We start from the raw sequence: 24,678 nt of genomic DNA, 5'->3' as shown, positions 1-24,678 counted from the left end.
GGTGAGTCATTTATGAATGAGCCTCCTCGCCTTACGCGGGGAGACAATATAATTTAATGGATGCTCTCTGAGTAAGAGAAAGCGAACCAATTTAATTGAAGGGATTTAAAATGAGACGCCAATGGTATGTAGGCTTTGGAGTAGCTTTATTAATTACATTTGCTCTTTTCGCTATGTTCCATAGCCTCAAATGGTTTATCGCTTTTCTTATTCCCATTATTATCATTTGGATCTATGACTTGATTCAAAAAGAGCACACGATTCTACGAAACTTTCCCGTGCTAGGTCATGTACGTTATTTACTCGAGTTTCTTCGCCCAGAAATCCAACAATATTTTATTGCCACCGACCAAAATGAACTCCCATTTAATCGTGAAACACGTTCTCTTATTTATGAGCGAGCCAAAAATACGCGCGATACCGTACCTTTTGGTACCGAACGCGATATTTTAAGTGTGGGATACACCTGGGCACTTCACTCTTTAGCCCCTAAACATCACTCAGAAGTTGAGCCAAGAATTATGGTGGGCGGTCCGGACTGCCTTCAACCTTACAATGCCTCCCGGTTTAATATTTCCAGCATGAGTTTTGGCGCACTTTCTGGTAAAGCGATTATGGCCATGAACAAGGGGGCATTGATTGGTGGTTTTGCTCAAGCTACTGGTGAGGGGGGATTAAGCACATACCACCTGCAAGGCGGCGATTTAATATTTCAATTTGGAACCGCCTACTTTGGTTGTCGCGACGCTCAAGGAAATTTTGATGAGCAGGAATTTGCTGCTGAAGCCAATCGTAAAGAAGTAAAAATGATTGAAATTAAACTGTCTCAAGGAGCAAAACCCTCGCATGGAGGTATTTTACCTGCTGCCAAATTAACTGAAGAGATAGCTAAAGTAAGGAAAGTCTCTATGGGAAGAGATGTCATCTCCCCCATGGCTCATTCTGCATTCACTACTCCTGTAGAGTTACTTCTTTTCGTAAAAAAATTGCGTGACTTATCTCATGGCAAACCAATTGGTTTTAAATTATGCCTAGGACGCAGAGATGAGTTTCTGGCTATTTGTAAGGCCATGTTAAAAACCAATATTTTACCTGATTTTATTACTGTAGATGGTGCTGAAGGAGGAACTGGTGCTGCACCCGTAGAATATGTTAATTTTATCGGCACCCCCTTGGAAGCGGGCTTGATCTTTGTGCATAATGCATTGGTAGGAATCAATGTACGCGACAAAATACGCATCATCTGCAGCGGTAAAGTTGCAAACGGGTTTGATTTATTAACCAATATCGCGCTGGGTGCCGATATGTGTAATGCCGCACGCGCAATGATGATGGCTGCAGGTTGTTTGCAGACCAAACAATGCAACACGAATACCTGTCCCACAGGAATTGCAACACAAAATAAACGTTTACAATATGGTTTGGTTGTCGATCAGAAAAAATATCACGTTGCCAACTTTCATAAAAACACCATGAAAAGCTTTTTGGAAATGGTGGGCTCTATCGGTTTAGATAACCCAAGTGATTTGAAACCTGGCCACATCATGAGACGAATCAGCGTCCAAGAAGTTAAATGCTTTAATGATATTTATGAGTATCTGACACCAGGACAACTACTAGGTCCTGATATCCCTGAAAGTTTTAAAGCACATTGGGAAAAGGCCGACCCAGACAAATTTTAATTTCTACTTATAGCTATCTTCTGGAGATACTCAATAGTCTCCAATTCACCTTAAGTAGAGCCCTACGTGCTGGACTTATTCGCAGCATCCAGCAAAAAGCGAGTTTAGTGCTTCAATCACTGGATCCCGCGGACAAGCCGCGGGACGGGGTATTGTTATAAGTCAGTAAACTTAAGGTGTATTGGGAGCCCTTCATTCGAGATTGACGTATTCTCCACTATTGTAGTCCTGGACGAAGCGCAGGGGAGCCCGGTTACGGTCCTTCAGACCTTCACCCAGGCTACCTATTATTTCCACTTAATATTACAACCCAGGCTAGGCTTTTGTTCTGGACTTACTGGATTACCAGCAAGGATATTGTCCAGCGCATTTTGCAAGTGAGAGCCGGTCACAGGTTTATTATTACCAGGTGTTGATTCATCCAAACAACCACGATAGACACAAAGCAGGTCTTTATCAAAAATATAAAAATCAGGAGTACAGGCAGCTTTGTAGGCTTTTGCAACTTCTTGTGATTCATCATATAAATAAGGAAATGGATAATGAAAATTATCCGCCTCAATCCGCATTTTTTCAGGACCATCAGCGGGGTAGGCTTCTGCATCATTGGAACTGATCGCGACAAATTGAATCCCATCTTTTTGATAGTGTTCCGCCAACTCCACTATTTTGGTCTGAATATGTTTGACATAGGGACAATGATTACACAAAAACATAATCACGGTTGCAATGGGTGATTTGATCTGAGCAAGAGAAATCCACTGATCGTTACGCGTATCAATTAAAGTAAAATCAGATGCCTTACTTCCTAGTGGAAGCATATTTGATGCAGTTGCTGCCATAATTACCTCTCATTAATCATATATGCCACATCATCATCCTATGCACTTTTATTCAATCACTGCAGCATAATATCTAGAGAATAACTGGGTGTAAGTTCATTGAATGGGTCAGTTGCGCTAAGTTTGAATAAAAATTCAAAAAGAATGGGATAACCTCTTTTGCGGACATGTTAAATGAAAAATTATGGGTAATCAAATGGGTTAATCCTGAATCTTCCTAAGCATTTGCGATTTATTTAATCGAGGGTCGAGAATAATAAAAAAGTAAGCAGCAGTCATTTGGCAGCCCGAAAAGACAGCGTGGTAGTTTGAGATGCCCTAAGAACAAGATGACGAATCGTGGTTCCGTCCGAAACAGCTTCATTCTTGACTTTAGGCGAGTTGACCATGGTATAATCAACTTAACCCGATAGCGAGTGATTTTAGAACCAATGCTAACAGCATGGGAAGCATCCTGAAGTCGGCGTTGTGCAAGCCCACCCTGTAGTGGGAAGCCTGAACCGACTCATCCGCTACCCACTTGAACCTCAGGGTTCATAATCCATGTCTGTCGGGCTATCCTTTCATTAATTGCTCTTTTAATAAAAGATACTCATCGCGCACTTTAGCTGCCGCTTCAAATTCCATATTCTTTGCATGTACATACATTTGCTTTTCTAATGTATTGATATGTTTCACTAACTCCTGAGTTGACCACTGTAAATATTCTGGGCTTGGCTCTGCAACGGCAACATTGCGTTTTCCTTGATATGCGCCTTCCATGATATCGGTTATGGACTTATTAATCCCTTTGGGGATGATTCCATGTTCTTCATTATATGCCTGTTGCTTTTCGCGCCTTCTGCTGGTTTCATCCAAAGCTCTTTGCATGGAGCCGGTAATTTTATCCGCATAAAGAATAGCACGCCCTTTCATGTTACGTGCTGCACGCCCTATAGTCTGGATCAAAGAACGATCGGAGCGTAAAAAACCCTCTTTATCTGCATCAAGAATCGCAACTAAAGCAACTTCAGGCATATCCAAACCTTCGCGCAATAAATTGATTCCAACCAAAACATCAAAAACACCTAGACGCAAATCTCGAATAATTTCAACGCGTTCAACCGTGTCGATATCCGAATGCAAATAACGCACTTTAACGCCATGTTCATTCAGATAGTCGGTTAAATCTTCGGCCATTCGTTTCGTTAAAGTCGTCACTAAAACGCGGGCATTTTGTTGGACCACTAAACGAATTTCTGACATTAAATCATCCACCTGGGTACGCACCGGGCGAATTTCCACTTCGGGATCGATAAGCCCTGTAGGACGGACTACCTGTTCAGCCACATTATCAGAATGCTCTTGTTCATACGGGCCAGGAGTTGCAGAAATATAGATAGTTTGTGGTGAGCGCCCCTCAAACTCTTCAAATCGTAACGGTCGGTTATCTAGCGCCGAAGGCAGTCTAAAACCATACTGCACTAATGTTTCCTTACGGGATCGATCCCCTCGATACATACCCCCAATTTGCGGTACGGTTACATGTGATTCATCGATAATCAGCAGCGCTTCTTGTGGCAAATAGTCAAATAAGGTTGGAGGGGGTTCCCCTGCTTCTCGTGCAGATAAATAACGAGAATAGTTTTCAATACCAGAGCAATACCCCAATTCCAGCATCATTTCTACATCGAAAAAAGTACGTTGCTCCAAACGCTGAGCCTCAACCAATTTGTTTTGCTCTTTAAATTCAGCCAGACGTTCTTGTAACTCTTCCTTGACCCAATCTACTGTTTGTAAAATACGCTCGCGAGGAGTTACGTAATGAGTTTTAGGAAAAATGGTAATCCGAGGCACCCGCCGCAGAATTTCGCCGGTAAGGGGATCAAACTGAGCAATATTTTCCACCTCGTCATCAAATAGTTCGATGCGTATGGCTTCACGCTCTGAATCAGCAGGGAAAATATCAATAATGTCACCATGGACCCGAAATTGGCCACGTTCTAGAGACAAGTTGCTACGTGTGTATTGCATTTCAGCAAGTCGTCTTAAAATTTTACGCTGATCGGATTGTTCTCCGCGGGAAAGATGTAATACCATACGCAAATAGGAATCAGGATCACCCAAACCATAAATTGCAGAAACGGTTGCGACAATAATCGCATCTTTACGTTCAATTAAGGCTTTGGTTGCAGACAAACGCATCTGTTCTATGTGCTCATTGATGGATGAATCTTTTTCGATAAAGGTATCCGAAGCAGGCACATAAGCTTCCGGCTGATAATAATCATAGTAGGAAACAAAATATTCCACCGCATTATCGGGGAAATAGGCTTTAAACTCGCCATAAAGCTGAGCAGCAAGCGTTTTGTTAGGAGCCATAATTAAGGCAGGCCGGCGCATGGCTTGTATAACATGTGCTATAGTAAAAGTCTTGCCTGAGCCAGTAACCCCTAAAAGGGTTTGTTTGGATAACCCTGATTTCAAGCCGTCAATTAATGAGGCTATGGCAGTCGGCTGGTCGCCAGCAGGCTTATAATCGGCATATAGTTTAAATAAATCTTTCATATCTTTATAGTATATCTCACAGGAGCAACAAATGGATATCGCATTAGCAAAACGCGTGCAAAAAGTTAAGCCTTCACCTACTTTGGCCGTAGCAGCAAAGGCTACCCAAATGCGTGCTCAAGGGCATGATGTCATTAATCTGGGTACAGGCGAACCCGATTTTGACACACCCAATTACATAAAAGAAGCGGCTATCACTGCCATTAATCAAGGGTACACCAAGTATACCGCCGTTGATGGCATTCCCGAACTTAAAGAAGCTGTTAAAAATAAATTCAAAAAAGATAATAATCTTGATTACCAGGTCAATCAAATTCTCGTGTCAGTAGGTGGCAAACAAAGCTGTTACAACTTATGCCAAGCCCTGCTTAATCCTGGCGATGAGGTCATTATTCCTGCTCCATACTGGGTTTCTTACCCTGATATGGTGTTATTAGCTGAAGCAATCCCGGTTATTATTTCTACAACTCCAGCACAACGTTATAAAATTAATGCCCAGCAACTTGAAGCAGCCATCACCCCCAAAACAAGAATGATCTTTTTAAATAGTCCTTCCAATCCATCGGGGATCGCCTACACACTGGATGAATTAAAGACTTTAGCTGAGGTCCTGAAAAAGCATCCGCAAATTATTATTGCTACGGATGACATGTATGAGCATATTCTTTGGAGCCAACCTTTTGCCAATATTCTTAACGCATGTCCCGAGCTCTATGAGCGGACCATTGTGTTAAATGGCGTCTCTAAAGCTTATGCGATGACCGGTTGGCGCATCGGTTACGCAGCAGGTCCTCTTCCATTAATGAATGCGATGAAAACCATCCAATCCCAATCAACCTCAAATCCTTGTTCCATTGCTCAAAGAGCAGCGGTAGCTGCACTAACCGGTGGCAATGAAAGTGTATTGGAAATGGTAAAAGCCTTTCGCCAACGACACGACTTTGTAGCATCTCGATTACAAGAAATACCTGGAGTAGAAGTCATTCCAGCGGATGGTACTTTTTATATTTTCCCAAGTGTACAAGCAATCATTGAAAAGCGTGGATATGCCAATGACCTTGAGTTTTCTGAAAAACTGTTAACTGAAGTAGGCGTTGCCTTAGTTCCCGGTTCTGCATTTGGCAATGAGGGCTGTATTCGCTTATCCTTTGCGACCAGCATGGAAATATTAGAAGATGCTTTAAATCGCCTACAACGCTTTTGCAGTTAAAACCAATAATCCTTCTCCCCAATGGGGAGAAGGTGCCCGCAAGGGCGGATGAGGGCGTTTGTAATAACGCCCCCAAAATGAATGAAAATACGAGAACAAAACAAAAACCTCCTCTACAAAAGCAAATTTTAAAAAATTATTAGTAAATCTACTTGACCACCAATCAGAATCGTTTTAAGATTCCGACCCTATTCCCCGGTAGCTCAGTCGGTAGAGCGGATGACTGTTAATCATTAGGTCACAAGTTCGAGTCTTGTCCGGGGAGCCAATCCCATAAGACTTTTAAGTTCTCTCATCAAAATATTAATTTCCGTTTCTAAGTTGAAGTGCAATACAGATAATAACTTTAAATTTTTAATATTTTAGGAAGTAACTATCATTCGATGATAAGCAGTATGAATGAGAATATTTTTTGCTCCTAATCTGCGCCCCAACCCAAACTTCAGCAAGGTAGCCCCTTGCAAACGAGTAAGAACTTTCATTCCTAAACAAAATAGTAATTTATCAGACATAGACAAAGTACAGGGCAGCCAATAATTTTTACCCTCAAATGCGGGTATAATTGATTTTACCCGCATTTGAGGGTATAGTTAACATTATTGGCAATTGGGGGTAAAAAGAGGAAATTTATGATCATTCGATCAGCAAAAGATTTGGCATTATTTTTAAATGATCAACGCAAGCAACTCAAAATGAGTCAATCTGAAGTTGCAGATTTAGTGGGTTTAAAACAGGATACCATATCAAAATTTGAAAATAGCCCCGACAATAGTCGAATTGATACCTTATTTAGAATATTGTCCGCACTAAATTTAAATATTAGTCTTGTTGAAAAAGGCCAAGAAACTCATGAAGAAATAGAATGGTAATGCGTAAATTATACATATTGATGAACAATGAGCTCGTGGGGGAGCTTACCCAGGATAAAGCAGGGGGTTTAGGTTTTTCCTATGTTGCGGACTGGATTTCCAAGCCACATTCGCGACCAGTATCTTTATCGTTACCGTTAGTAAATCAAAAATTTTCAGGAGAAGTTGTTTATAACTTTTTTGATAACTTGCTTCCTGATAATCCGCAGATAAGAGCCAGAATTCAAGCTCGTTTTCAGGCAAAATCATCACGACCCTTTGATTTATTGGCCTTAATTGGCAGTGATTGTGTTGGTGCAATACAAATTGTTGAACATATTCCTCAGACGCAGCGTCTAAACATTGAAAGTCACATTGTCAGTGAGGCCGAGATAGCTCGTACTTTACGTTCTTACCAAACCGCACCACTGGGAATGGATAAAGAGGATGATGAGTTCAGAATATCAATAGCAGGTGCTCAGGAAAAAACAGCTTTTCTATATTACCAAAATGGATGGCATAAACCATTAGGACCTACACCAACAACTCACATATTCAAATTACCTATTGGATATTTACCACATCAAGGAATTGATTTAAGTGAGAGTTGTGAAAATGAACATCTCTGTTTACTACTGGCCAGCAAATTTGGTTTGGATGTTGCAAAATCAAAAATCTTACAATTCGAAGATGAAAAGGTGCTGGTTGTCGAAAGATTTGATAGAAAATGGAGTCGAGATAACCATTATATACTTAGGTTACCACAAGAAGACCTATGTCAATCATTGGGTTATTCGCCAAATTTAAAATATCAGTCAGATGGTGGGCCCGGCATTAAAGAAATTATGCAGCTACTTAATGGTTCACAGCGGCCTCAAAAAGATAGAGATGAATTTTTCAGAGCACAGGTTGCTTACTGGTGCCTTGGCGCAATTGATGCGCATGCCAAAAATTTCAGTATACGTATACAACCACAAGGTGGTTACCAGCTCACTCCATTATACGACGTCATTTCAGCTTATCCTATCGTGGAACAAAAACAGCTAGCGTTTAAGAAATTGAAAATGGCCATGGCTTTATATGGCAACACCAGTCATTACACGGTTTACAATATTCAAAAAAGACACTTTATTGAAACAGCAAAATACATACAATATTCTAAAATTAAAGCAGTTCAGATTTTTGAAGAAGTGATTGACCGTATTGATTCTGCTATTGATGAGGTCTCAGCACAATTACCGAGGCACTTCCCAGAAAAAATTGCACAACCAATCTTCAAAGGCATGAAGGATTTTAAGGAGCGAATGATATCCGCCCCAACTCGACAATAATCACTAAATTTCCTTAATAAGAAGATCAGTGCTGTGCGAATTGTAAACGCATTTTGGATATTTAAAGATAATAATCACTTCTAAAACATAATAAATATTCTTTTATATTTTTTACATTCTTCAAATTCATGAGTAGTTTCTTGGAAGAGCCACGGGGCAGTAAATCACCCATACTAACCTATCTATTACTTGGGTTAAATTAATATGCTTTTATGCTCTTTTATTATAAAATGCCCATTTTTAGCATTTTAAGATCTTTTTGTGATCATTATGCGTTCTTGTATTCCTTCATTACGATTGCTCAATAGAAGCCTCATAGTCAATTTAGATAGGTAAAATTATGTTAATATTAACTTGTGGTTGGACAATCAGTGAAAAGTCTCTAACCGATAAGCCTTACCCTATATATGAATACATTCCTCCATTAACCGAAACTCGTATCGGTTTGTTAGTTATTGATCTGAATAATTACAGTTTAGATATAAAAAATTTTACACGCTCAGGACGGTGTATTCCTTCTGAGATAGAAAAAATAATAGAGACTTATATTGATTCAGGTTGCCCTGAAATAATAAAGGGAGAGGATTCTATACAAAAGATAATTATAGAACTATATGAACAAACTATTATACCCGAAGAACTAAAAGATTGTATTTTTGAGGTAATGTGCAAGCCCAAATCTTTAAAAGAAATTTGTGCCGACAAAGTACGAGAAACTCCCGAAACGTGTAATTATGCGAGCCGAACAAATGGAACCTTCTTTTATTGTTGCCCAATACAGCAAGCTTCAACCCCACCTATACTTCAAAGATATATACACTTAGGACAAAGTTTCGATAATACTCATTACCTACATGAATGCACAGAGATAGAAGGAATAAGCCTAGATAGTTCCACTAAAAAAACAATCGATTCAATTAGTGTTCATTATGAATACAAGGATCTCTTGGCAATTAAAATGCATGATGGAATTGTTGCAAATTTTAGGCAAAACGCAAGAAGTATAGTTCTTGAAATGTTAATTGGGAATATCTCATTAAAAAAATGTAAAACACTATTAGAACGTGAAGTAAAGGACGAATATTGGTGGAAGCTTGGTTTTAAATTTCTATCCGCAAAATTACTCAAGGACGGAATACAAGAAGAACAAAAATATCAGCACATCGATAAAGAACTTTACGCGCAAGTGCGAAATTGCCTGGATTTGGATGAATTAGAAGTTGATGAAGCGGTTGAATTATCCGCGAATCATCCAATTTAGATATAAGTGGATTCTTGCGTTCGATTTTAGTAAGCGTGTTTATTCAACTGATGATTGATTTATAGCGCTGCGTTATGAAATCTCTTAGTTTAAGATAGTCTCCATAAAAACGTTTCTAAATCTCCTTAATTATAATTTTTTACAAATATGAACAATTTAAAATCTCGAGCAGAAAAAATTGAATTTGCTAAAGCTAGCCAATTTCTAGTTAACTATTAAAAGTTTTTTTTTCATCTTTACCTACCCCATCAGAATATTGACTGTCGATTTCTTGAATTTTATCGTGTAAATTGGATCGCCAAATACTGTTTTTTATCAGTTGACCATGTCTTTTCTGGGTGTCTTCCTTTCGTGTTTGCCAATCTTTCTGCCAATCTTGGCTTTCCCAAAAAGGAGTAACAAGCTTTAATGTAGTTACATCGGAGTTTGTTTCAATATTTACAAACTTAATTGTATCTAAAGCAACTTGAGAAAATTCGGGGCCAAATTCTGTTGCTAATTTATAGACTCTTCGTAGCTCTGTGAGCGTAACCCATTTCTCAGTAGGATCATCATCTCTTTGAGCAATTTGTTTTGGGTCATATTTTGCATCACTTTTTCCCACTACAAAAATTAAAGGAACGATTGGTTTACCTTCTTTTTGCCGCTTATAATTTTCAACCATTAAGTCATTGAGAATAAACTTAAAATAATTATACATAGAATAAGGGTTGTTTTTACTTAAATCGGTATGCTTGCTGTCGTAATTGTCAGAATTTAAAGCATTCATTCCACTATATTTATTGATGGCGTTACAGAGCTCTTTATAGTCATATTTGCCAAAGCCAAATACAACAACTTCGGAACTCTCACCACATAGCGCTTTTACAGATTTCTCATCAACTTTCATATTTATCAAGCAAAAAGTGAGATTAATATAATTATAGCCCAAATATTAATCACGTTTTGCTGAAAAAATCCTCTGAGCACCTCCCTGTTTTAGTATCTAAAAGCAATATTTGAATCCATCTTTTATGTGATACTACATTCTCTTTGAATATGGCAATAAATGAACTTCATCTCACAACAAAAAACAAAGTTGACTTTTTTTAATCATTTTGGTCTACTGAATTTGATTCAACGCATTCATCGTTGAGTCAAGGATGTACAAAAGGAAGGATACAATTGCTTAGAATATGTGATGAGATTACTCCCTATCTTGTTGCATGTTCGCCCTATCAAAAAAAATAAAAATCACGAGTGCTGTCTGTGCATGGAAATTCAATCAGATCTCACTCCAAGCTGTTGTGCCTATGGAAATGTGACGAGTACCGTCTTCTCTTAAATGCGGAATCTTAATAAAACGAATCAACAGATTATTAAAAACCCATACGCTGAAAGTAGAAGACGCGAACCAGAAATTAAGGATAGAAAAAATGATGGCAAGAATTAGACTATTTAAACCCGCACCTCAGAGAAGCTCCGCTTCTGTGATTAAAGAAGTGCATGCTGAGCATAAACCAAGTTTGTTTAAAGGCTCTTATACTGGTCAGAGATGGCGACACAAAAGTATGGAGCAAACCTTGGATTGGATCACTGATATAAAAAGATCAGATGAATTACACCGGCAAGCTCAAGTGAATTTAAATCTATGGGCCAAAAAAAAATCATCCGCACCAAAGTTAGTTGAAGTAGTTCATAAAGATTGGGGACTTGCAGCGCTTGAAGCGACCAAAAAATATGGCGTACCTTATTCTGTACTTAATATGGCAAACCCGCTGTTCCCAGGTGGGGCGGCCTTAGAAGGAGGAAGTGCCCAAGAGGAAAATATATGGCATCGAAGTACTTGCGCTCAATCTTTATTAGACAAAATCATTTATCTAGATAAAGAAGCGAAGACATTTTGCTACAGTGACGCCGCAAAAAAGCTTTTAGAGGGCAAGATAAAAATGACCGCGGAAGAACGTGAGACATTAAAGTACAGTGGCGAAACGGACACTCAAGGATATAAAGTTTTTTTTAGCCCAGAATCCAGGGTATGTTTCAGAGGACCTGAGATAGTTTTCCCTACGGCTCCTGAAGACTTTACCTCAGCACAACATATTGCAGATAGTGCCTTAAGTTATGCCTTTCTTCCTGAATCAGATATTTTCCCCTTCTATGAATTACGATCCGCAGCCCCACAACTTGCTATCACACCTCATAGATTGGATCTTGAAACCAAGGAACAATATATAGCGGATCTAAGAAGACGCATCGGCGCCCAACTTGATACATTAATCCTGGCAAAACAACCCAACGCAATTTTAGGTGCCTGGGGTTGTGGGGAATTTAAAAATGACCCTAACATAGTAGCTCAGGTATATGGCGAAGAAATCGAAAAACGAGCCCATTTCTTCGACCATATTGTGTTCCCGATAATTAACACAGGTTCACATAATAACTATGCCATATTTAATCAACAACTTAAGGGTATAAAGCTTGGAACAACACCTTCTGTTGATTCCGATTTAACCCTTGATTAAATAATTTTATGACACACCAAAAACAGTGTTAAAAGCTTGTCCAGCCACGCCTAAGGTTTTGAGTAGACTATTCTGCTCTTCTATTTTTTGCACACAAAAATTCAACCTTACCTTATATTCACCCTGTTCATCCTTAAGTACTTGTCTCATCGCTTGGAGGTTCATATAAATTTCAAACTCGGTGACCGTCGTATTCGTTTCTAAGAAAAGGACCAGCGCTTTTGCATCAGCTACATGAGTCTTTTGCGTGAGTATATTAAATCCATATGGAATATAACCCCGCATTATATTACAAACATTCTTTTTGATTGATAAATCGTTATCCCAAGTAAACTCCGAAGAAAATAATATTCCTTTTGCAAACATAATAACTCCTTTTATTACAATTTGTACTTTATTTAAGTTAACTGATTCATATGCAAGTGTAAACAAATTATTTAAAAATTATTCAACAAGTTTTTGTTTTTATTCACTAATAGATTCGCTCATAAGCTTAAATTTAAGGTTATTTTTTGGAACATATTTGTCCAATTACAGCTACACTTGTTATATAACCCGTTTAAGGATAGTGATAATGAGTAAAGCACCTATTGTAATTGGGGACATGAAAATTAAGCCCGGGGAACGCAAAACCGTTTTATTACCCATGCCCAAATTATATGATTGGACTCCAATTAGTTTGCCAATACATATCATTAACGGGGTGGAAGAAGGACCTTCGTTATGCATTACTGCCGCCATTCATGGTGATGAAATTAATGGGGTTGAGATCATCAGACGCTTCTTGAAAAAGAAGGGGTTAAAAAATATCAACGGGAATGTCATTGCGATTCCTATTGTTAATGTGTACGGTTTTTTATACCAGGAACGATATTTAATGGATCGCAGAGATTTAAATCGATCGTTTCCAGGCAGCTCGAATGGCTCTCTTGCCTCTATTCTTGCTGAAATTATCAGTAAACAAATTTTATCTCAATCAACGCATGCCATTGATTTACATACGGGCTCCAATCATCGCTTTAATTTACCTCAAATTAGAGCAAATCTTGATATGCCCGGTATTGAAGATTTAGCTCGTGCTTTTAATGTTCCAGTCATTCTGCATTCAACCTTTAGAGATGGCTCCATGCGCGAATATGCGAATGCGCAAGGCATTCCTATTTTGGTATATGAGGGAGGAGAGTCTTTGCGTTTTGATGAATTATCCATCAGAACGGGTATTAATGGTATTTTGAGTGTTATGGGTGCATTAGGAATGGTTCAACCCGGTAGATATAAAGTAAAAAAATGTACCTCTACTGTATCCAGGTGCAGTTATTGGATAAGAGCACCTATAAGTGGCATTTTAAGACATATTAAAAAATCAGGAGATCGAGTGGCTAAAGGACAAGTGATTGCAGTTATCGCCAATCCAACCAGTACGGAAGAATATAAATTAAAATCACCAATTTCTGGCATTATCATTGGTGAAAATATGTTACCGCTCGTGCATTCAGGACAGGCCCTGTTCCATATTGCGAGCTTTGAAAAATTAACGGTCGTTGAAGAGCAGCTAGAAAATCTGCAGGAAGCATTTGATTTGAATGATTATGAAGACTAACTGCATCAAAAATAATCCAACCATAAACGTAATAATGCAGTTACCGCTTGTGGCGACTCCATAGGGGACATATGGCCAGAGTCCTCAATAATCGCTAATTTGGCATGGGGAATTTTGTCTGCCAGTTCTGCATGAACTGCCAGAGAAAAATTTTTATCTTGCCGCGCATGCATGACTAAGGTAGGCATGGTCAATGATGCAAGAAACGAGTTGCACTCGTCACGAGCTAAGAGAATTTTTTGCTGGGCAAGAAACGTCTGCGGACCCACACTTAGAAACATGGAAAGCACTTCCGCCTTAACCCGCTCGTCGTATACATAGTTGTCTGCAAGTGCAGCAGCAACCGTCTGAAAAGCGCCCTGTTCCACCGTTCGTATCATTTCTATTCTTCTTTGATGTTTTTCTTCAGAATCTGGTTGCGCGGAAGTATTCAATAAGCATAATTTTAAAATGCGCTCGGGCGCTCTTCTGGCCAGTTCCAACGCCAACCACCCACCCATAGAATGTCCTGCCAAGAAAAATTTCCCTTCAACATGATTTAACACCCTTTGGAGTAAATCTTCAGTCATATTCCCGTGTGTGAAAGGAATGATTTGACAGTGCACGAGATCTTGCAAATGAGTTGCTTGATAGGACCATACGCGGTGATCCGACAAAACCCCAGGTAAAAAAACCAATGTATTTTTTGACACAATCATCCTTCATTAAGCAAAACGTTTGGTAAACCACAAAACTAAATCATCATCTAGGCAAACCATAGCGCCCGGTGCAACAGTTTTATAAGCATAAGTGATTCCCAAACCGTCGGGAATATAGCCTCGCTGCACATAGAGTCTTTGCCCTTGACCATAATCTGCATAAAGTCCTACGCCAATTCCAAGCACCGGATGTTTTTTAAATCCTTCTACCTCAGCACAATCAAGAAGAGCAGTAGCTATTCCTTTATTTCGATAAGGAGGCAAGACATTTAAATCCATAATTTCAGGAATTTTTTGTTGATTAAAGGATGGATAGAGTGAGTGCCACTTTAAGGTAACATACCCTGCAAAGTGGGTGTCATAGAATGCGACCCAAATCAGACGTTCTTGATGCTCCTGCTCTTGTAAATAGTTTGTAAACGTACTTTTAGGTTTCGGCCAATTATGAGCTGCGAATTGCTTTACAACTAAGTCGATGTCCTCTTCGCTCATTAAGCGGATGTGCGGGGGTATTGAATTCATTTATTGATTCTCAAAATCGGAACACAAAATTGGCATTGATTATTCATTACAGATAATATCAATAAAAAAAGAGAAAAACAGTGGATAAAATTATCCTTTTTCACTCTAATGAAGGTCGTGTGTATGCTCAATAAATCTCTGGATACTTACTTAAGCCTCTGCACTCAGGTCTATGATCTGAGTAAGCCTCATCCCCCACAAGATGCATGGAATTTTTATTTGAGTTATGCAAAAGAAACAGAAGGGGCTATTTTAGAACCCATGTGTGGCACTGGCCGTTTTCTGCTTCCGATGTTGAGGGAGGGGTTTGCAATCGAAGGATTTGATGCCAGTCAATCGATGTTGGATGCGCTCCATGCCAAAGCAAAAACACAGCAGTTAGAGCCTAAGGTATGGCATGGGTATGTTGAAGAACTCGGCCAAGCAAAACACTATGAATTAATCTTCATTCCCAGTGGTTCATTTGGCCTAATCATTGACATCGCGGCCATAAAACAGTCGCTCAAGGTAATCCATCATCATTTAAAGGATGGTGGTATTTTTGTATTTGAAACAGAAACCTCAAAGGCAGTCCCTAAAGAATTGGGGATTTGGCGGGGCTCGCGTTGGCGCCGTGCCGATGGACAAACTATTTTGCTCAGTCAGCTGGCCCTTCTTGAAAAATCCCTTTGTTATTCAATTGGTAAATATGAGCTCGTCGAAGCAAATCAACTTATTAAAACAGAAATCGAAGAATATAAGATTCGTCTTTATGATGATCCAGCATTTTTAATTGACTTACTTCATGAAACAGGTTTTAGAGAAATTCGCTTACTTAAAGCATTTGACAGAACTGCATCGCCAGATAAACAGGATGAAACAATTATCTATGAATGCAGAAAATGAACCAGCCCTTCTTTGGGCACAAAACTATTTGCATCAGCAGGGTTATTCCATACAAGGACCGTTTAGATTAATACAGAACACATCCTGGGCCAGGGTTCATCAATTAGTTACAACTAAAGGCTTTTTGTATTTAAAACAAGTCCCCGAGTTATTTGCTATTGAGCCTAATTTATTATTATATCTACGGAGTTTTTTCCCCGCTTTGGTACCCGAGGTACTGGCTCACAATTCAAATTTACGCTGTTTTCTAATGAATGACCGAGGCACACCGCTTAAAGAAAAATTGACCATCAACTATCAGATTGATTTGTCCAGAGAAGCACTTAAATCCTATGTGGTGATCCAGACAGGTCTTATAAGTCAAATTGATTTGCTCCTGACACTTGGAATACCCGATTGGCGATTAGCGAACCTCCCTCATTTATATTTAAAATTACTGGATGAGTCTGCGTTTTTAATGCGCGATGGATTAACTGCAAATGAGCTGCAACAACTCCTCTCGATGCACACCAAGGTTGCAACGCTTTGTCATCAGCTGGCTCAATATTCTATTCCAGAAACAATAGAACATAGTGATTTTCACGAAAATAATATTCTGTATCAAGCGCAACATCTTACAATTATTGATTGGGGAGAAAGTGTACTTTCTCATCCTTTTTTTTCTCTGATTTCGTTTTTGCTGAACATGATGCGCGCTCATCAAATAAAGGATCAAACCTATAATCAATTGCGTGACAGCTACTTGGAGCATTGGCAAGCTTTTGAATCACGGGAGCGATTGTTACAGGCATTTACGTTGGCAAAACGTTTAAGCCCCATTAAATACTGCTTGAGTTTTTATCGGTTAACTCAATGTCCAGGATGGTATCCTCACAAACGTCATCAAGGACGAATAACAGGTGTATTGCGTACCTTTCTCGAGTCAGAGATAAAAAACGCTAAAGACTAATGCAATCGCTACTATGCCGATTTAGCATATATGCTATTTCCAATAATTAAATAACAGTCCTTGCTCACCGAATATAGGATCACTTTTGGGTAACCCAGCAGCCTTAATATGCTCAACCACTCGCGGATGTTCTTCGGCTTTGCCATAATTCATATCAAAATCGACGTTCCATGGATAAGCACCAATACATTGAAAGTCACTGGATAAGCACAAACTTTTATGCGCCACCCCCGCAGGAATAATGACTACATCGCTCGCGCTTACTTGATAAACTGTACCGTTATCCCCCCCAAATTGGACAGATCCTTCTCCCGCAATCATGACGAGTACTTCATGGGTCGTACTGTGATAATGATGATAATCATAAATCGAATCGACCCATGAATTCCCCCAGTGATTTCGCTCTAAAAGCGCCTGGATAGCCTGCGGCGTCAGACTTTTAACTACTTTAGTTTGTTTGTAGAGTACTAAAGGGTAGCGGGAATTATTTGGGAAAAATCCATTTGCCTTGATAAGTTCATGAAATACTTCTTGTGGAATTACTGGTTTAGCCATTCTATTTACATCCGTTTAGGTTTAAGATTAATCAGTCCTGAATGAGGCGAATAGATACCTCCCCTTAAGAAAGGTATCTCTTTTAATTATATTACATCACGGAGAAGTAGGTACCGAAACCTCATACTTAGAAGATTCACTAGTCTTTGCATCAGAAAAAAAGTTTGCATTTTTTTCCTTGGCTCTTTTCTTTAAAATTCCATCGGCATAGCCTGTCTCCGGGTGTTGACTAATTAGCGCATCTTGATAAGCAATACGTTCTAATCCTTTGTAGGAGTCAGGGTCATCTGAAGTAATGCGGCCATCAGGGCCTGTGTAGAATATTGATAACTGGCGTTTTAGCCGTGTTGATGATAGATCTTTATGCGGTCTTCCTAAATTATTCCTAAGCATTTATATCTCCTTTATTCTATTTTCTGAAATAGAAGTCCATAGTTCTCCAAAACTTTATATCAAATCTAAGGAGATGAAACCATACAATTCAATTTGATCAATAAAAAAATTATTGGCGAAATAGCATTCACTTTGTTTTTCTAATTAAATTAGTTTTATTTACATGTCATTAGAAATTGCTTAAATCTCCTAAATTTTTATTAAAACCCAAGTCTACGAATGCAATTAAAATTTATAGATGCATTTGGATTTAATTATGTTCCATAATTTAGACATCAAACTACCCTGAATTCACTACACCAGAATGTGGTTGATTAGCCTGCGCCAAACCGCAGGCTTTAGAGCGTGCCCAGAATCATGCTCCAGCATAGCTCAAGATATGCTGTGAAATTTCCACCGGCAAATTGTGCTGTTGTGCAACGTTGTCCAGGAGTTTTTCTTTGATGCTTTGATGGTAATTATTATAAATCATTACGAAGAGTGACCTGGCTTTATTTGTATCCCAAGTTTCTCCCTGTGACCCAAGTTTCCTCAGACGTGCCAAAAGGGATATTTTATCATTATCATTGATGTTGGCAGCATACAGCATTATCAGGCAGCGAGTCTGATAGGGACTATCATGATCCAAATGTTCTATCAAATGATGGAGAACCTTGGTGCGTTCAGACTCATTGAGAACAGGCATTAACTCTTCTAATAATCGATAGTCACTAACACAGTTGGGATGAATTAGAAGATTATTTAATGTCGCTTCAAGGGCTGGAAATTGCTGTTCAGCAGGTAACCAGTCTCTTAAAGTAAAAAGTGCTTTTATACGCTTAGCCTGGTCATTTTTTTTAGTGTTTGGTATGGTTTCAATTAAATCAGACATAAACCTGGCTTTTTGTTCAGGGGTTAGCCAATGCTGTAGTGCCACTATGGATTGGTAAAGCACTTGCCAAAGCTCCTTATTGGTGGGATTGTTCATTGTTTCAATTAAAGCAGAGCTAATACTTTGCTTTAATGCGGAGTTTTGTGTCATGCTAAATTGACACAAAGCCCGACAAGCAGCAATTTGAAAATTAAGATGTTTGGTTTTCAATTTAATAATGTCAATAAGAATGGGAACCACCGTTTCATAAACGGGCAGCGGATTTCTTTTTTGCTCATCCTTAATAAAGTTGATAATGCTTACTTTGACTATTTTCTTTTTTTTGGGGTTTTTTAAATAGGTAATTAAGGACTCAGCAACAGCAGTACGTTTTTTGGAGTTGAACATCACTTGTAGTTTTATAAGTGCTGCAATAGCATCGCATTTTAGGCCGGGAGCTCCCTTTTTATGAATAAGAGCAAGCAATCCATCATTTACAGCCTCACCGGTGGCCTCGTCTAACCCCGCGGAGAGATGCGCTATCAGTTTTAAAGCAAAAGGCTTCTTGCTTCGGTGATAATATTTTGCCTTTTGCTTAATTAAATCAAACAAATCTTGAATTGCTTTGATTTTGTATTCATCAGATAAATGCCAATGCAAGTGATTCAGTGTATCTGTTGCTTTTGAGATAGTCTCAAAATATTGCTCCTTATCCATCACCAGAGCCATGAGATCATCAAAAAATCGGGTCTGCATTTCCATTTTCTCAGTAACAGTACCAACTAAGGCTGCGATAATGGTAATCGAATTAATTATTGCCTGACTCTTCCACTGTAAAAAAGTCTTCCGTGTATCAAATAGATCGGGTACGAATTCCATCATCATTTGCGAACGTGCATATTCAATAAGTTGTTTTTGTTTTTCTGACGACATCATTTCAATGAGTTTAGAAAAATGTTCGTTAACCGGTTTTGAAATAGTTTCCCAACCATGATAATGAATAAAACTCTTAAATAAGTCATAGCATAGGTTTTCCTGCGATGTGGGAGTCATATTGTCGCCGAATTTTATGAACGTATCGCAAAAATCATTAAAATTATGGCGAGGAGGCGAGCGATCTTTATCATAACGTAACAAGCGGACTATTTTTGCAAGCACATCGTCTTGTATGTCTGGGGGAAGGGGTACGTGTAATTGATTGAACGACTTGCAAAGAAGGCCACTCAGTGCAACATCAGATACCTGTAAAAATTCTTGGCTAAAAGATGCCATCAACATGGCTTGGTAATCAGGGGAAGCCAGCTCGCTGTACTTATTAATATCATTAAGTATATTAAATGCGCCCGTTCTAGAGCCAAGTTTTTGCAGAAAGTCTCTGTGATTGAGTAAAGCACTAATACAAAAATCAATGGGTTTATAGAAAATCCTACCTTCCATTAATTTTTTTATGGTTTGGGAGATTGGGTATGCCAGCTCATAATTATCATGTGCCAAAAGAAAAGCCAGGCTCTCCGCAATTTCTTCATTCGATGCGGGGGAAACCCAGGCTGTCAATTGCTCCAGCCCAGATATCATGCTTCTACTGTCTTCACTATTCATCCATTTTCTTTTTAGTGCGGCCAGGACATTCAGGGTAAACAATTCCTGAAATGAGGACTTATTCTCGGGCATCCAGCTTTGAACGGCTGCTAATTGTTCAAAACCCCTTTTTCGGACATCACCAGTGCTATAACTCATTTCAACCAGTAAAGGGTCCACCCAATCCCCATAAGTAATAGCATCCCAGAGATTGTGAACGTGTAACTTCTTGGTAAGCTCTTCAGAGAGGCCATCAGTATAGTGTCTGTACAAAGAAAAAAAGGCAGATAGTATTTGTGCCGAGCCGTGTTTCATATCCAACTTCTCAGGATGTAAATTCAGATATTTCAGTAAATGATAAATGGCGGCATCACCCGTAGGCCCAGTAGCAAAATCAGGATTTAATACCTTCAAGCAATGTTTGGCGAGAATGAGATCGCTGTTACGGTGGGGCTGCTCAAAAAAAGATGAAGAGATAAGATCGGTATTTATTTTGTTTATATAGTTCTCTAATAATCCAACTAGAACTTGGCTTGCGTCTGTTACTATTTGCTCATAATGGATTTCCAGAATGGTTTCAGCCGCTATTTCATATTCTTTGTGTAGTTCATGATCCTCTTCAGAATCCAGTTCGTCGAGGTATCTTGAAAGTTTGGCAAGTAATTTTTCACTGGTTCGAACGGATTTTTTTACTGGTTCTTGTATCTCATCTTCTCCCTCATGCATCCCAGGGCTCTCCTCATTACAAAATAATCTCAAAATGAAAAAGGGTAATGAGATCAATTGGCAAATGCAATCATAATCAACTCAAATGATCATCGGTTACACGCTCAAGGTCTTGCTCTAGTGTTCATCCTCTATTAATTCAAAACGAGTGAGTATTTACCAAGTGAGGCGACACCAATTTGATCAATAATAAAATTACTGAGAAAATAGCATTCACTTTGTACCGCTTACCTAGGTTATTTTATTTACATGTCATTAAAAGTTGACTTAAACCACCCTATATTTTTATTAAAAAACAAAGTCCATGAAGCAAGTAAAAATTTATTAGATGCATTTGGATTTAATTATTTTCAATATTTACGTTGTTTTGCAGACGGTTCCATTAATTGCCTGACCAACCACACAGGGCTCTTTGAATACTTCCAACACATTGATAATGCCCCAGTAGTATTCTCTTCATTTGACGATGAGCATGAAAATAACCATTCATACTGGTTCTTTTGGGATGAAGAATTACCCCGTACACCGGTGCAAATTGCTCGTGAAAAATTTAATTTTCACAACGGACTTACTTTAGTACGTCGGAGTAAAAACTATTACGATATGATTGCAGTTGCCTTACCCTATGAACATGCAAATCCCGGTTCCTTTTATCTCAATAAACTCAAGGCGATTGAACAATTTATTTTTGATTTTGACATCCAAAATAAAGATTTAATCCATGTACTGAATAAAAATCCGCTCGCATTACCCGAAGCCTATCGCGATGTAAATTACAAAGAGATGTGCTTGACGCAAGGCAGAATTCCGGTGCTTGGAAAAAATGAGAAAACATACCTCACTGTTCAAGAGTTAACTTGCCTTAGATTATTGGTGCAAGGTGCAACACACAAACAAATCGCCCAGTTGCTTGAACTTTCTCCGCGGACCGTAGAGACCTATTTGCTGCGTATTAAACAACGCACCGGATTTTCTTCTAGGCTAGAAATGGAACGCATGTTGTATTTATACTCAGCATTATAGCGCTTCGTTTTGTCCGTGTTCGGCACGGACAGACAATTTTTTCTCATCTTTTTATACTCCGCCAAGATTTTATTATCCAGGAGAAAAAGCTTCATGAACACTCTAGAAAAAAAACCTGCGGAACTACTTTTTAAACAATTCTGTGATGGATATGAGCAGCGCAACGCATCCTTTTTGCTAAGCCTGTTTAATAATAATTCGAACGTCTGGGGGTCAGGGATTGATGAATATCGCGTTGGTTTAGAAGAAATTGAAGAACAGTTAAGAAGGGACTGGAGCCAATCAGAGCAAGGTAAAATAGAAATAATTCGCTTTGTCCCAACTCCTGATGATGCTTTGTGGGCTGCTGCCATATGTCGTGCACGAATTATCATTGAAGGGGAAGAACATTTATTTGAACATTTACGCGGTACCCTGACTATTGAAAAAGAAGACGGATCGTGGAAGATAGCCCACATGCATTGTTCTTTTCCTGACTATAGAAACGCCGAAAATGGTTCCTTCCCAGTGGGTAATGAATAAACAAAGGGAATGTTGATACCGTGGAACTGGGATTTACCAAGTTTAAATCTCAGATTCTGTTCCTTTTAAGCTAATGGAAGTAGAACATAGTTACCCGCTTTCATGAGCGTCCCCATCCTAGACCGTCCAACAAACAAAAAGAAAAAGAAGACCTATACTTAAAAATAAAATTCATTATGAGGTGGGTATGCCAATTTCATTTGAATCATGTGTAGATAAACTAAATGCTTTTTGTTTGGCTCAGGAAAAAAGTTTAGGCATTTTTGGTTTTTTTGGATTCCAAGGGAAAAAAACAGTCCTGTCGTTAATTCATTTATTGAGTGATACTCAGTTATCCCTTCTCCAAAGAAACCATCTAGCAATAAAAAAAATAAACATGCTCCTTGCGGATCCGCAACAATCTTCTGATCCTCGAATGAAAACACTGTTAAATAGTGTGAAAGAAGATTTAATACGACTTCTTTATAACGAACGGATTTTTGTTTACAAGGGAGATACTGAAAGTTGGGCTAATAGTAAAAATATAAATGCATTACATATAGGTTCCACTATAAAAGCAGGTAACTATTATTGTCAAAGAACCCCTCATCAATGGTTAGAATTTACATCATATCAACTAACACCCTATCAATTGAATGAAAGCGATTATGGATGGAAACTCCATTTCTCTTTTGATCGTGAAACACCCGGAAATTATGAAAAAGGAATAAATATTGTGCTAAAACACTTAGTAGAAAAAAATATTCCTTTATTTAAGATTACTCCAGAAGACAAACCCATCTCTGCGAATACAGCAGGAAAGGATGTAACCGTTTATATTTCCGACAATAGGCCAATTAGCGAATGGGAGTATTTAATCCAGGAAATTGAAATTTCTTTAGCGGCTGCAGATGTAATACCGGGTAAACAGGCCAATGATACACATATGATTCAAGGAGGAAGATTTACTTCATATCGAAATGAGAAGGGCAAGGATGGATATTACACACCGCAGGGATTCAATCTAGCGGGTGAGCCTGATGAGTTACAACACATTAGCGTGCCCGGTTTATCTGCTTCGGTCCCTACAATATAGTGTGGGATAATTGATGAAAGAAGTTATTATATTGTAGCTATAATAACCTCTTTCTCACTAAACTTTTCAAGGCATTTATTAATCACAATCATTAAGTATCTTGTCACTTCGATCTGCTTTACATAATCCAAAAAACTTATCTGCATCGCCATCCGTTGGTTGCTTATCAAACAAGGCAAAATAATAGGAGTCAAAATCATCAGACCGGCCCTTCCACCAATTATAATAGGTCGTTTCATTAGGTAATGATGCGCCTGGATTTTGCTGTGCGGACCCCTGGCTTGGCCAGCCTTCCTCGGTAACAATAATTTCTTTACCAGGGAATTTAGTTTTGATGGCTTCATAGCGAGTCGTAAATTCAGTAGCAGCTCCAGATATTGGGGTGTATGGTTTACTGCTCCAATAAGGGTAAATATTGGCGCCTATGAAGTCGAGCTTGCCAATAATTCCATTGGGATCGCTCGCTGCCAGTTTTAATAACGCCCCATCTTGTTGTGCCGTGCCAATCACTACTTTATTCCCGACTGCACTTTTAAGACGACTAAGATCTTCAGAGATATGTTTTTGTACTAAAGTATTGGGCTGGGTAAAATTCCAGTTGTAAATATCTTCATTTCCTACCGCAATACCAATAATGCATTTTTTATTATCTTTGTTGTATTTATTCACACTCGCGATGGCATCATCTACTTGCTTTTTTCTGGCAATATCGCACCAGTTATCACAATGATCTTTTCCTGGATCGAACTCATACACTCCTAACATTAATTTCATTCCTAAAGGGCAAGCTAAATCAGCCATAGTTGCTGTACTTTTGCCATCTACAGTAGAAATTCCCGCATAAAATGTTTTAATGATCGTAAATCCATTTTTTTGTGCGACTTGTAGATCTTTTATAATCTCATTTTTCATACCCTGTAAATTGTTTTTTATCTGAGCATCCGTAAAGGCTTTGCTGTGTGCAGGATCATAATTAATACCGCGATCTATTGCCCAACAAGAAAAAGCAACCAAGGAGAGCATGCCGCCAATTAATGATTTCATTTTGAACTCCAAAAGATCCTTTATGAACTAATT

Annotated in this window: 22 protein-coding genes, 1 tRNA gene and 1 other RNA gene; 14 read left to right on the top strand and 10 right to left on the bottom strand. The window is 38.8% G+C overall.

Annotated elements, in window-relative coordinates; translation table 11 throughout:
* Positions 1 to 110 precede the first annotated feature (110 nt).
* Positions 111 to 1,682: an FMN-binding glutamate synthase family protein gene (locus ACWTEW_RS29550; protein ID WP_454781591.1), complete on the top strand. Its 1,572-nt coding sequence runs from the start codon at positions 111 to 113 to the stop codon at positions 1,680 to 1,682.
* Between the two features lie 287 nt (positions 1,683 to 1,969).
* Here the strand turns inward: ACWTEW_RS29550 and ACWTEW_RS29545 are convergent, their stop codons facing one another.
* The gene (locus ACWTEW_RS29545) at positions 1,970 to 2,524 is read right to left on the bottom strand and encodes a thioredoxin family protein (protein ID WP_454781590.1); all 555 of its coding nucleotides are present in this window, start codon (positions 2,522 to 2,524) and stop codon (positions 1,970 to 1,972) included.
* A gap of 400 nt (positions 2,525 to 2,924) precedes the next feature.
* Here ACWTEW_RS29545 and ssrS point away from each other — a divergent pair.
* Positions 2,925 to 3,085: non-coding RNA, 6S RNA (ssrS, locus tag ACWTEW_RS29540), on the top strand.
* Here ssrS and uvrB read toward each other — a convergent pair.
* Entirely contained in the window at positions 3,080 to 5,071 is a 1,992-nt protein-coding gene (gene uvrB, locus ACWTEW_RS29535) for an excinuclease ABC subunit UvrB (protein WP_454781589.1), read from the bottom strand. The two genes, ssrS and uvrB, sit on opposite strands and share 6 nt — an antisense overlap.
* Positions 5,072 to 5,102: 31 nt before the next feature.
* Between uvrB and ACWTEW_RS29530 the strand changes: the two genes are divergently transcribed.
* From ACWTEW_RS29530 to ACWTEW_RS29510, 5 genes are all read left to right on the top strand, one after another.
* On the top strand, positions 5,103 to 6,281 hold the full coding sequence (locus tag ACWTEW_RS29530; protein ID WP_454781588.1) for a pyridoxal phosphate-dependent aminotransferase: 1,179 nt from the start codon (positions 5,103 to 5,105) through the stop codon (positions 6,279 to 6,281).
* A gap of 192 nt (positions 6,282 to 6,473) precedes the next feature.
* Positions 6,474 to 6,549 (top strand) — tRNA-Asn (locus ACWTEW_RS29525).
* A 361-nt stretch (positions 6,550 to 6,910) separates the two neighbouring features.
* Entirely contained in the window at positions 6,911 to 7,150 is a 240-nt protein-coding gene (locus ACWTEW_RS29520) for a helix-turn-helix domain-containing protein (protein ID WP_454781587.1), read from the top strand.
* On the top strand, positions 7,150 to 8,460 hold the full coding sequence (locus ACWTEW_RS29515; RefSeq protein ID WP_454781586.1) for a type II toxin-antitoxin system HipA family toxin: 1,311 nt from the start codon (positions 7,150 to 7,152) through the stop codon (positions 8,458 to 8,460). The genes ACWTEW_RS29520 and ACWTEW_RS29515 overlap by 1 nt, the downstream gene beginning before the upstream one ends.
* 340 nt (positions 8,461 to 8,800) lie before the next feature.
* Positions 8,801 to 9,721 (top strand): hypothetical protein, encoded by a 921-nt coding sequence (locus ACWTEW_RS29510; protein WP_454781585.1) that lies wholly within the window; start codon positions 8,801 to 8,803, stop codon positions 9,719 to 9,721.
* Positions 9,722 to 9,929: 208 nt separating this feature from the next.
* Here the strand turns inward: ACWTEW_RS29510 and ACWTEW_RS29505 are convergent, their stop codons facing one another.
* Entirely contained in the window at positions 9,930 to 10,610 is a 681-nt protein-coding gene (locus ACWTEW_RS29505; RefSeq protein ID WP_454781584.1) for a hypothetical protein, read from the bottom strand.
* A 526-nt stretch (positions 10,611 to 11,136) separates the two neighbouring features.
* Between ACWTEW_RS29505 and ACWTEW_RS29500 the strand changes: the two genes are divergently transcribed.
* Positions 11,137 to 12,225 carry a poly(ADP-ribose) glycohydrolase domain-containing protein gene (locus tag ACWTEW_RS29500; protein WP_454781583.1) on the top strand — a complete coding sequence of 363 codons (1,089 nt, stop codon included), beginning with the start codon at positions 11,137 to 11,139 and terminating at the stop codon, positions 12,223 to 12,225.
* 6 nt (positions 12,226 to 12,231) lie between these two features.
* On the opposite strand, the gene ACWTEW_RS29495 is transcribed toward ACWTEW_RS29500, so the two are convergent.
* Positions 12,232 to 12,591: a hypothetical protein gene (locus tag ACWTEW_RS29495; RefSeq protein ID WP_454781582.1), complete on the bottom strand. Its 360-nt coding sequence runs from the start codon at positions 12,589 to 12,591 to the stop codon at positions 12,232 to 12,234.
* Between the two features lie 208 nt (positions 12,592 to 12,799).
* Between ACWTEW_RS29495 and ACWTEW_RS29490 the strand changes: the two genes are divergently transcribed.
* Positions 12,800 to 13,825: a succinylglutamate desuccinylase/aspartoacylase family protein gene (locus ACWTEW_RS29490; protein WP_454781581.1), complete on the top strand. Its 1,026-nt coding sequence runs from the start codon at positions 12,800 to 12,802 to the stop codon at positions 13,823 to 13,825.
* A 5-nt stretch (positions 13,826 to 13,830) separates the two neighbouring features.
* Here the strand turns inward: ACWTEW_RS29490 and ACWTEW_RS29485 are convergent, their stop codons facing one another.
* Positions 13,831 to 14,523: an alpha/beta fold hydrolase gene (locus tag ACWTEW_RS29485; RefSeq protein WP_454781580.1), complete on the bottom strand. Its 693-nt coding sequence runs from the start codon at positions 14,521 to 14,523 to the stop codon at positions 13,831 to 13,833.
* A gap of 6 nt (positions 14,524 to 14,529) precedes the next feature.
* Positions 14,530 to 15,045 carry a GNAT family N-acetyltransferase gene (locus ACWTEW_RS29480; protein WP_454781579.1) on the bottom strand — a complete coding sequence of 172 codons (516 nt, stop codon included), beginning with the start codon at positions 15,043 to 15,045 and terminating at the stop codon, positions 14,530 to 14,532.
* Between the two features lie 123 nt (positions 15,046 to 15,168).
* Here ACWTEW_RS29480 and ACWTEW_RS29475 point away from each other — a divergent pair, with 123 nt between their 5' ends.
* Positions 15,169 to 15,930 (top strand): class I SAM-dependent methyltransferase, encoded by a 762-nt coding sequence (locus tag ACWTEW_RS29475; RefSeq protein WP_454781578.1) that lies wholly within the window; start codon positions 15,169 to 15,171, stop codon positions 15,928 to 15,930.
* Positions 15,899 to 16,879, top strand: coding sequence for a phosphotransferase (locus ACWTEW_RS29470; RefSeq protein WP_454781577.1), 981 nt, complete (start codon positions 15,899 to 15,901; stop codon positions 16,877 to 16,879). Before ACWTEW_RS29475 ends, ACWTEW_RS29470 begins: the two co-directional genes overlap by 32 nt.
* Positions 16,880 to 16,912: 33 nt before the next feature.
* Here the strand turns inward: ACWTEW_RS29470 and ACWTEW_RS29465 are convergent, their stop codons facing one another.
* The 3 genes from ACWTEW_RS29465 to ACWTEW_RS29455 form a co-directional block, all read right to left on the bottom strand.
* Positions 16,913 to 17,434 carry a cupin domain-containing protein gene (locus ACWTEW_RS29465; RefSeq protein WP_454781576.1) on the bottom strand — a complete coding sequence of 174 codons (522 nt, stop codon included), beginning with the start codon at positions 17,432 to 17,434 and terminating at the stop codon, positions 16,913 to 16,915.
* 96 nt (positions 17,435 to 17,530) lie between these two features.
* Complete coding sequence (locus ACWTEW_RS29460) at positions 17,531 to 17,827, bottom strand: hypothetical protein (RefSeq protein WP_454781575.1); 297 nt, start codon at positions 17,825 to 17,827, stop codon at positions 17,531 to 17,533.
* A gap of 355 nt (positions 17,828 to 18,182) precedes the next feature.
* Entirely contained in the window at positions 18,183 to 20,981 is a 2,799-nt protein-coding gene (locus tag ACWTEW_RS29455) for a hypothetical protein (RefSeq protein ID WP_454781574.1), read from the bottom strand.
* A gap of 249 nt (positions 20,982 to 21,230) precedes the next feature.
* On the opposite strand from ACWTEW_RS29455, the gene ACWTEW_RS29450 reads away from it, so the two are divergent.
* From ACWTEW_RS29450 to ACWTEW_RS29440, 3 genes are all read left to right on the top strand, one after another.
* Entirely contained in the window at positions 21,231 to 22,004 is a 774-nt protein-coding gene (locus tag ACWTEW_RS29450; RefSeq protein WP_454781573.1) for a helix-turn-helix domain-containing protein, read from the top strand.
* Between the two features lie 93 nt (positions 22,005 to 22,097).
* Complete coding sequence (locus ACWTEW_RS29445; protein ID WP_454781572.1) at positions 22,098 to 22,526, top strand: nuclear transport factor 2 family protein; 429 nt, start codon at positions 22,098 to 22,100, stop codon at positions 22,524 to 22,526.
* A 187-nt stretch (positions 22,527 to 22,713) separates the two neighbouring features.
* Entirely contained in the window at positions 22,714 to 23,601 is an 888-nt protein-coding gene (locus tag ACWTEW_RS29440) for a hypothetical protein (protein WP_454781571.1), read from the top strand.
* Positions 23,602 to 23,679: 78 nt separating this feature from the next.
* On the opposite strand, the gene ACWTEW_RS29435 is transcribed toward ACWTEW_RS29440, so the two are convergent.
* Positions 23,680 to 24,645 (bottom strand): glycoside hydrolase family 17 protein, encoded by a 966-nt coding sequence (locus tag ACWTEW_RS29435; protein WP_454781570.1) that lies wholly within the window; start codon positions 24,643 to 24,645, stop codon positions 23,680 to 23,682.
* Between the last annotated feature and the right edge of the window lie 33 nt (positions 24,646 to 24,678).

The organism is Legionella stuttgartensis, assembly GCF_977063405.2.
The sequence above is the reverse complement of the archived record's forward strand: the minus strand, read 5'-3'. Positions and strand labels throughout refer to the sequence as shown.

What these genes read in the sequence shown, in the direction of transcription:
- ACWTEW_RS29550 (WP_454781591.1), top strand. Translation starts at nt 111, where the DNA reads ATGAGACGCCAATGGTATGTAGGCTTTGGAGTAGCTTTATTAATTACA.
- ACWTEW_RS29545 (WP_454781590.1), bottom strand. Translation starts at nt 2,524, where the DNA reads ATGGCAGCAACTGCATCAAATATGCTTCCACTAGGAAGTAAGGCATCT.
- uvrB (WP_454781589.1), bottom strand. Translation starts at nt 5,071, where the DNA reads ATGAAAGATTTATTTAAACTATATGCCGATTATAAGCCTGCTGGCGAC.
- ACWTEW_RS29530 (WP_454781588.1), top strand. Translation starts at nt 5,103, where the DNA reads ATGGATATCGCATTAGCAAAACGCGTGCAAAAAGTTAAGCCTTCACCT.
- ACWTEW_RS29520 (WP_454781587.1), top strand. Translation starts at nt 6,911, where the DNA reads ATGATCATTCGATCAGCAAAAGATTTGGCATTATTTTTAAATGATCAA.
- ACWTEW_RS29515 (WP_454781586.1), top strand. Translation starts at nt 7,150, where the DNA reads ATGCGTAAATTATACATATTGATGAACAATGAGCTCGTGGGGGAGCTT.
- ACWTEW_RS29510 (WP_454781585.1), top strand. Translation starts at nt 8,801, where the DNA reads ATGTTAATATTAACTTGTGGTTGGACAATCAGTGAAAAGTCTCTAACC.
- ACWTEW_RS29505 (WP_454781584.1), bottom strand. Translation starts at nt 10,610, where the DNA reads ATGAAAGTTGATGAGAAATCTGTAAAAGCGCTATGTGGTGAGAGTTCC.
- ACWTEW_RS29500 (WP_454781583.1), top strand. Translation starts at nt 11,137, where the DNA reads ATGATGGCAAGAATTAGACTATTTAAACCCGCACCTCAGAGAAGCTCC.
- ACWTEW_RS29495 (WP_454781582.1), bottom strand. Translation starts at nt 12,591, where the DNA reads ATGTTTGCAAAAGGAATATTATTTTCTTCGGAGTTTACTTGGGATAAC.
- ACWTEW_RS29490 (WP_454781581.1), top strand. Translation starts at nt 12,800, where the DNA reads ATGAGTAAAGCACCTATTGTAATTGGGGACATGAAAATTAAGCCCGGG.
- ACWTEW_RS29485 (WP_454781580.1), bottom strand. Translation starts at nt 14,523, where the DNA reads ATGATTGTGTCAAAAAATACATTGGTTTTTTTACCTGGGGTTTTGTCG.
- ACWTEW_RS29480 (WP_454781579.1), bottom strand. Translation starts at nt 15,045, where the DNA reads ATGAATTCAATACCCCCGCACATCCGCTTAATGAGCGAAGAGGACATC.
- ACWTEW_RS29475 (WP_454781578.1), top strand. Translation starts at nt 15,169, where the DNA reads ATGCTCAATAAATCTCTGGATACTTACTTAAGCCTCTGCACTCAGGTC.
- ACWTEW_RS29470 (WP_454781577.1), top strand. Translation starts at nt 15,899, where the DNA reads ATGAAACAATTATCTATGAATGCAGAAAATGAACCAGCCCTTCTTTGG.
- ACWTEW_RS29465 (WP_454781576.1), bottom strand. Translation starts at nt 17,434, where the DNA reads ATGGCTAAACCAGTAATTCCACAAGAAGTATTTCATGAACTTATCAAG.
- ACWTEW_RS29460 (WP_454781575.1), bottom strand. Translation starts at nt 17,827, where the DNA reads ATGCTTAGGAATAATTTAGGAAGACCGCATAAAGATCTATCATCAACA.
- ACWTEW_RS29455 (WP_454781574.1), bottom strand. Translation starts at nt 20,981, where the DNA reads ATGCATGAGGGAGAAGATGAGATACAAGAACCAGTAAAAAAATCCGTT.
- ACWTEW_RS29450 (WP_454781573.1), top strand. Translation starts at nt 21,231, where the DNA reads ATGTCATTAAAAGTTGACTTAAACCACCCTATATTTTTATTAAAAAAC.
- ACWTEW_RS29445 (WP_454781572.1), top strand. Translation starts at nt 22,098, where the DNA reads ATGAACACTCTAGAAAAAAAACCTGCGGAACTACTTTTTAAACAATTC.
- ACWTEW_RS29440 (WP_454781571.1), top strand. Translation starts at nt 22,714, where the DNA reads ATGCCAATTTCATTTGAATCATGTGTAGATAAACTAAATGCTTTTTGT.
- ACWTEW_RS29435 (WP_454781570.1), bottom strand. Translation starts at nt 24,645, where the DNA reads ATGAAATCATTAATTGGCGGCATGCTCTCCTTGGTTGCTTTTTCTTGT.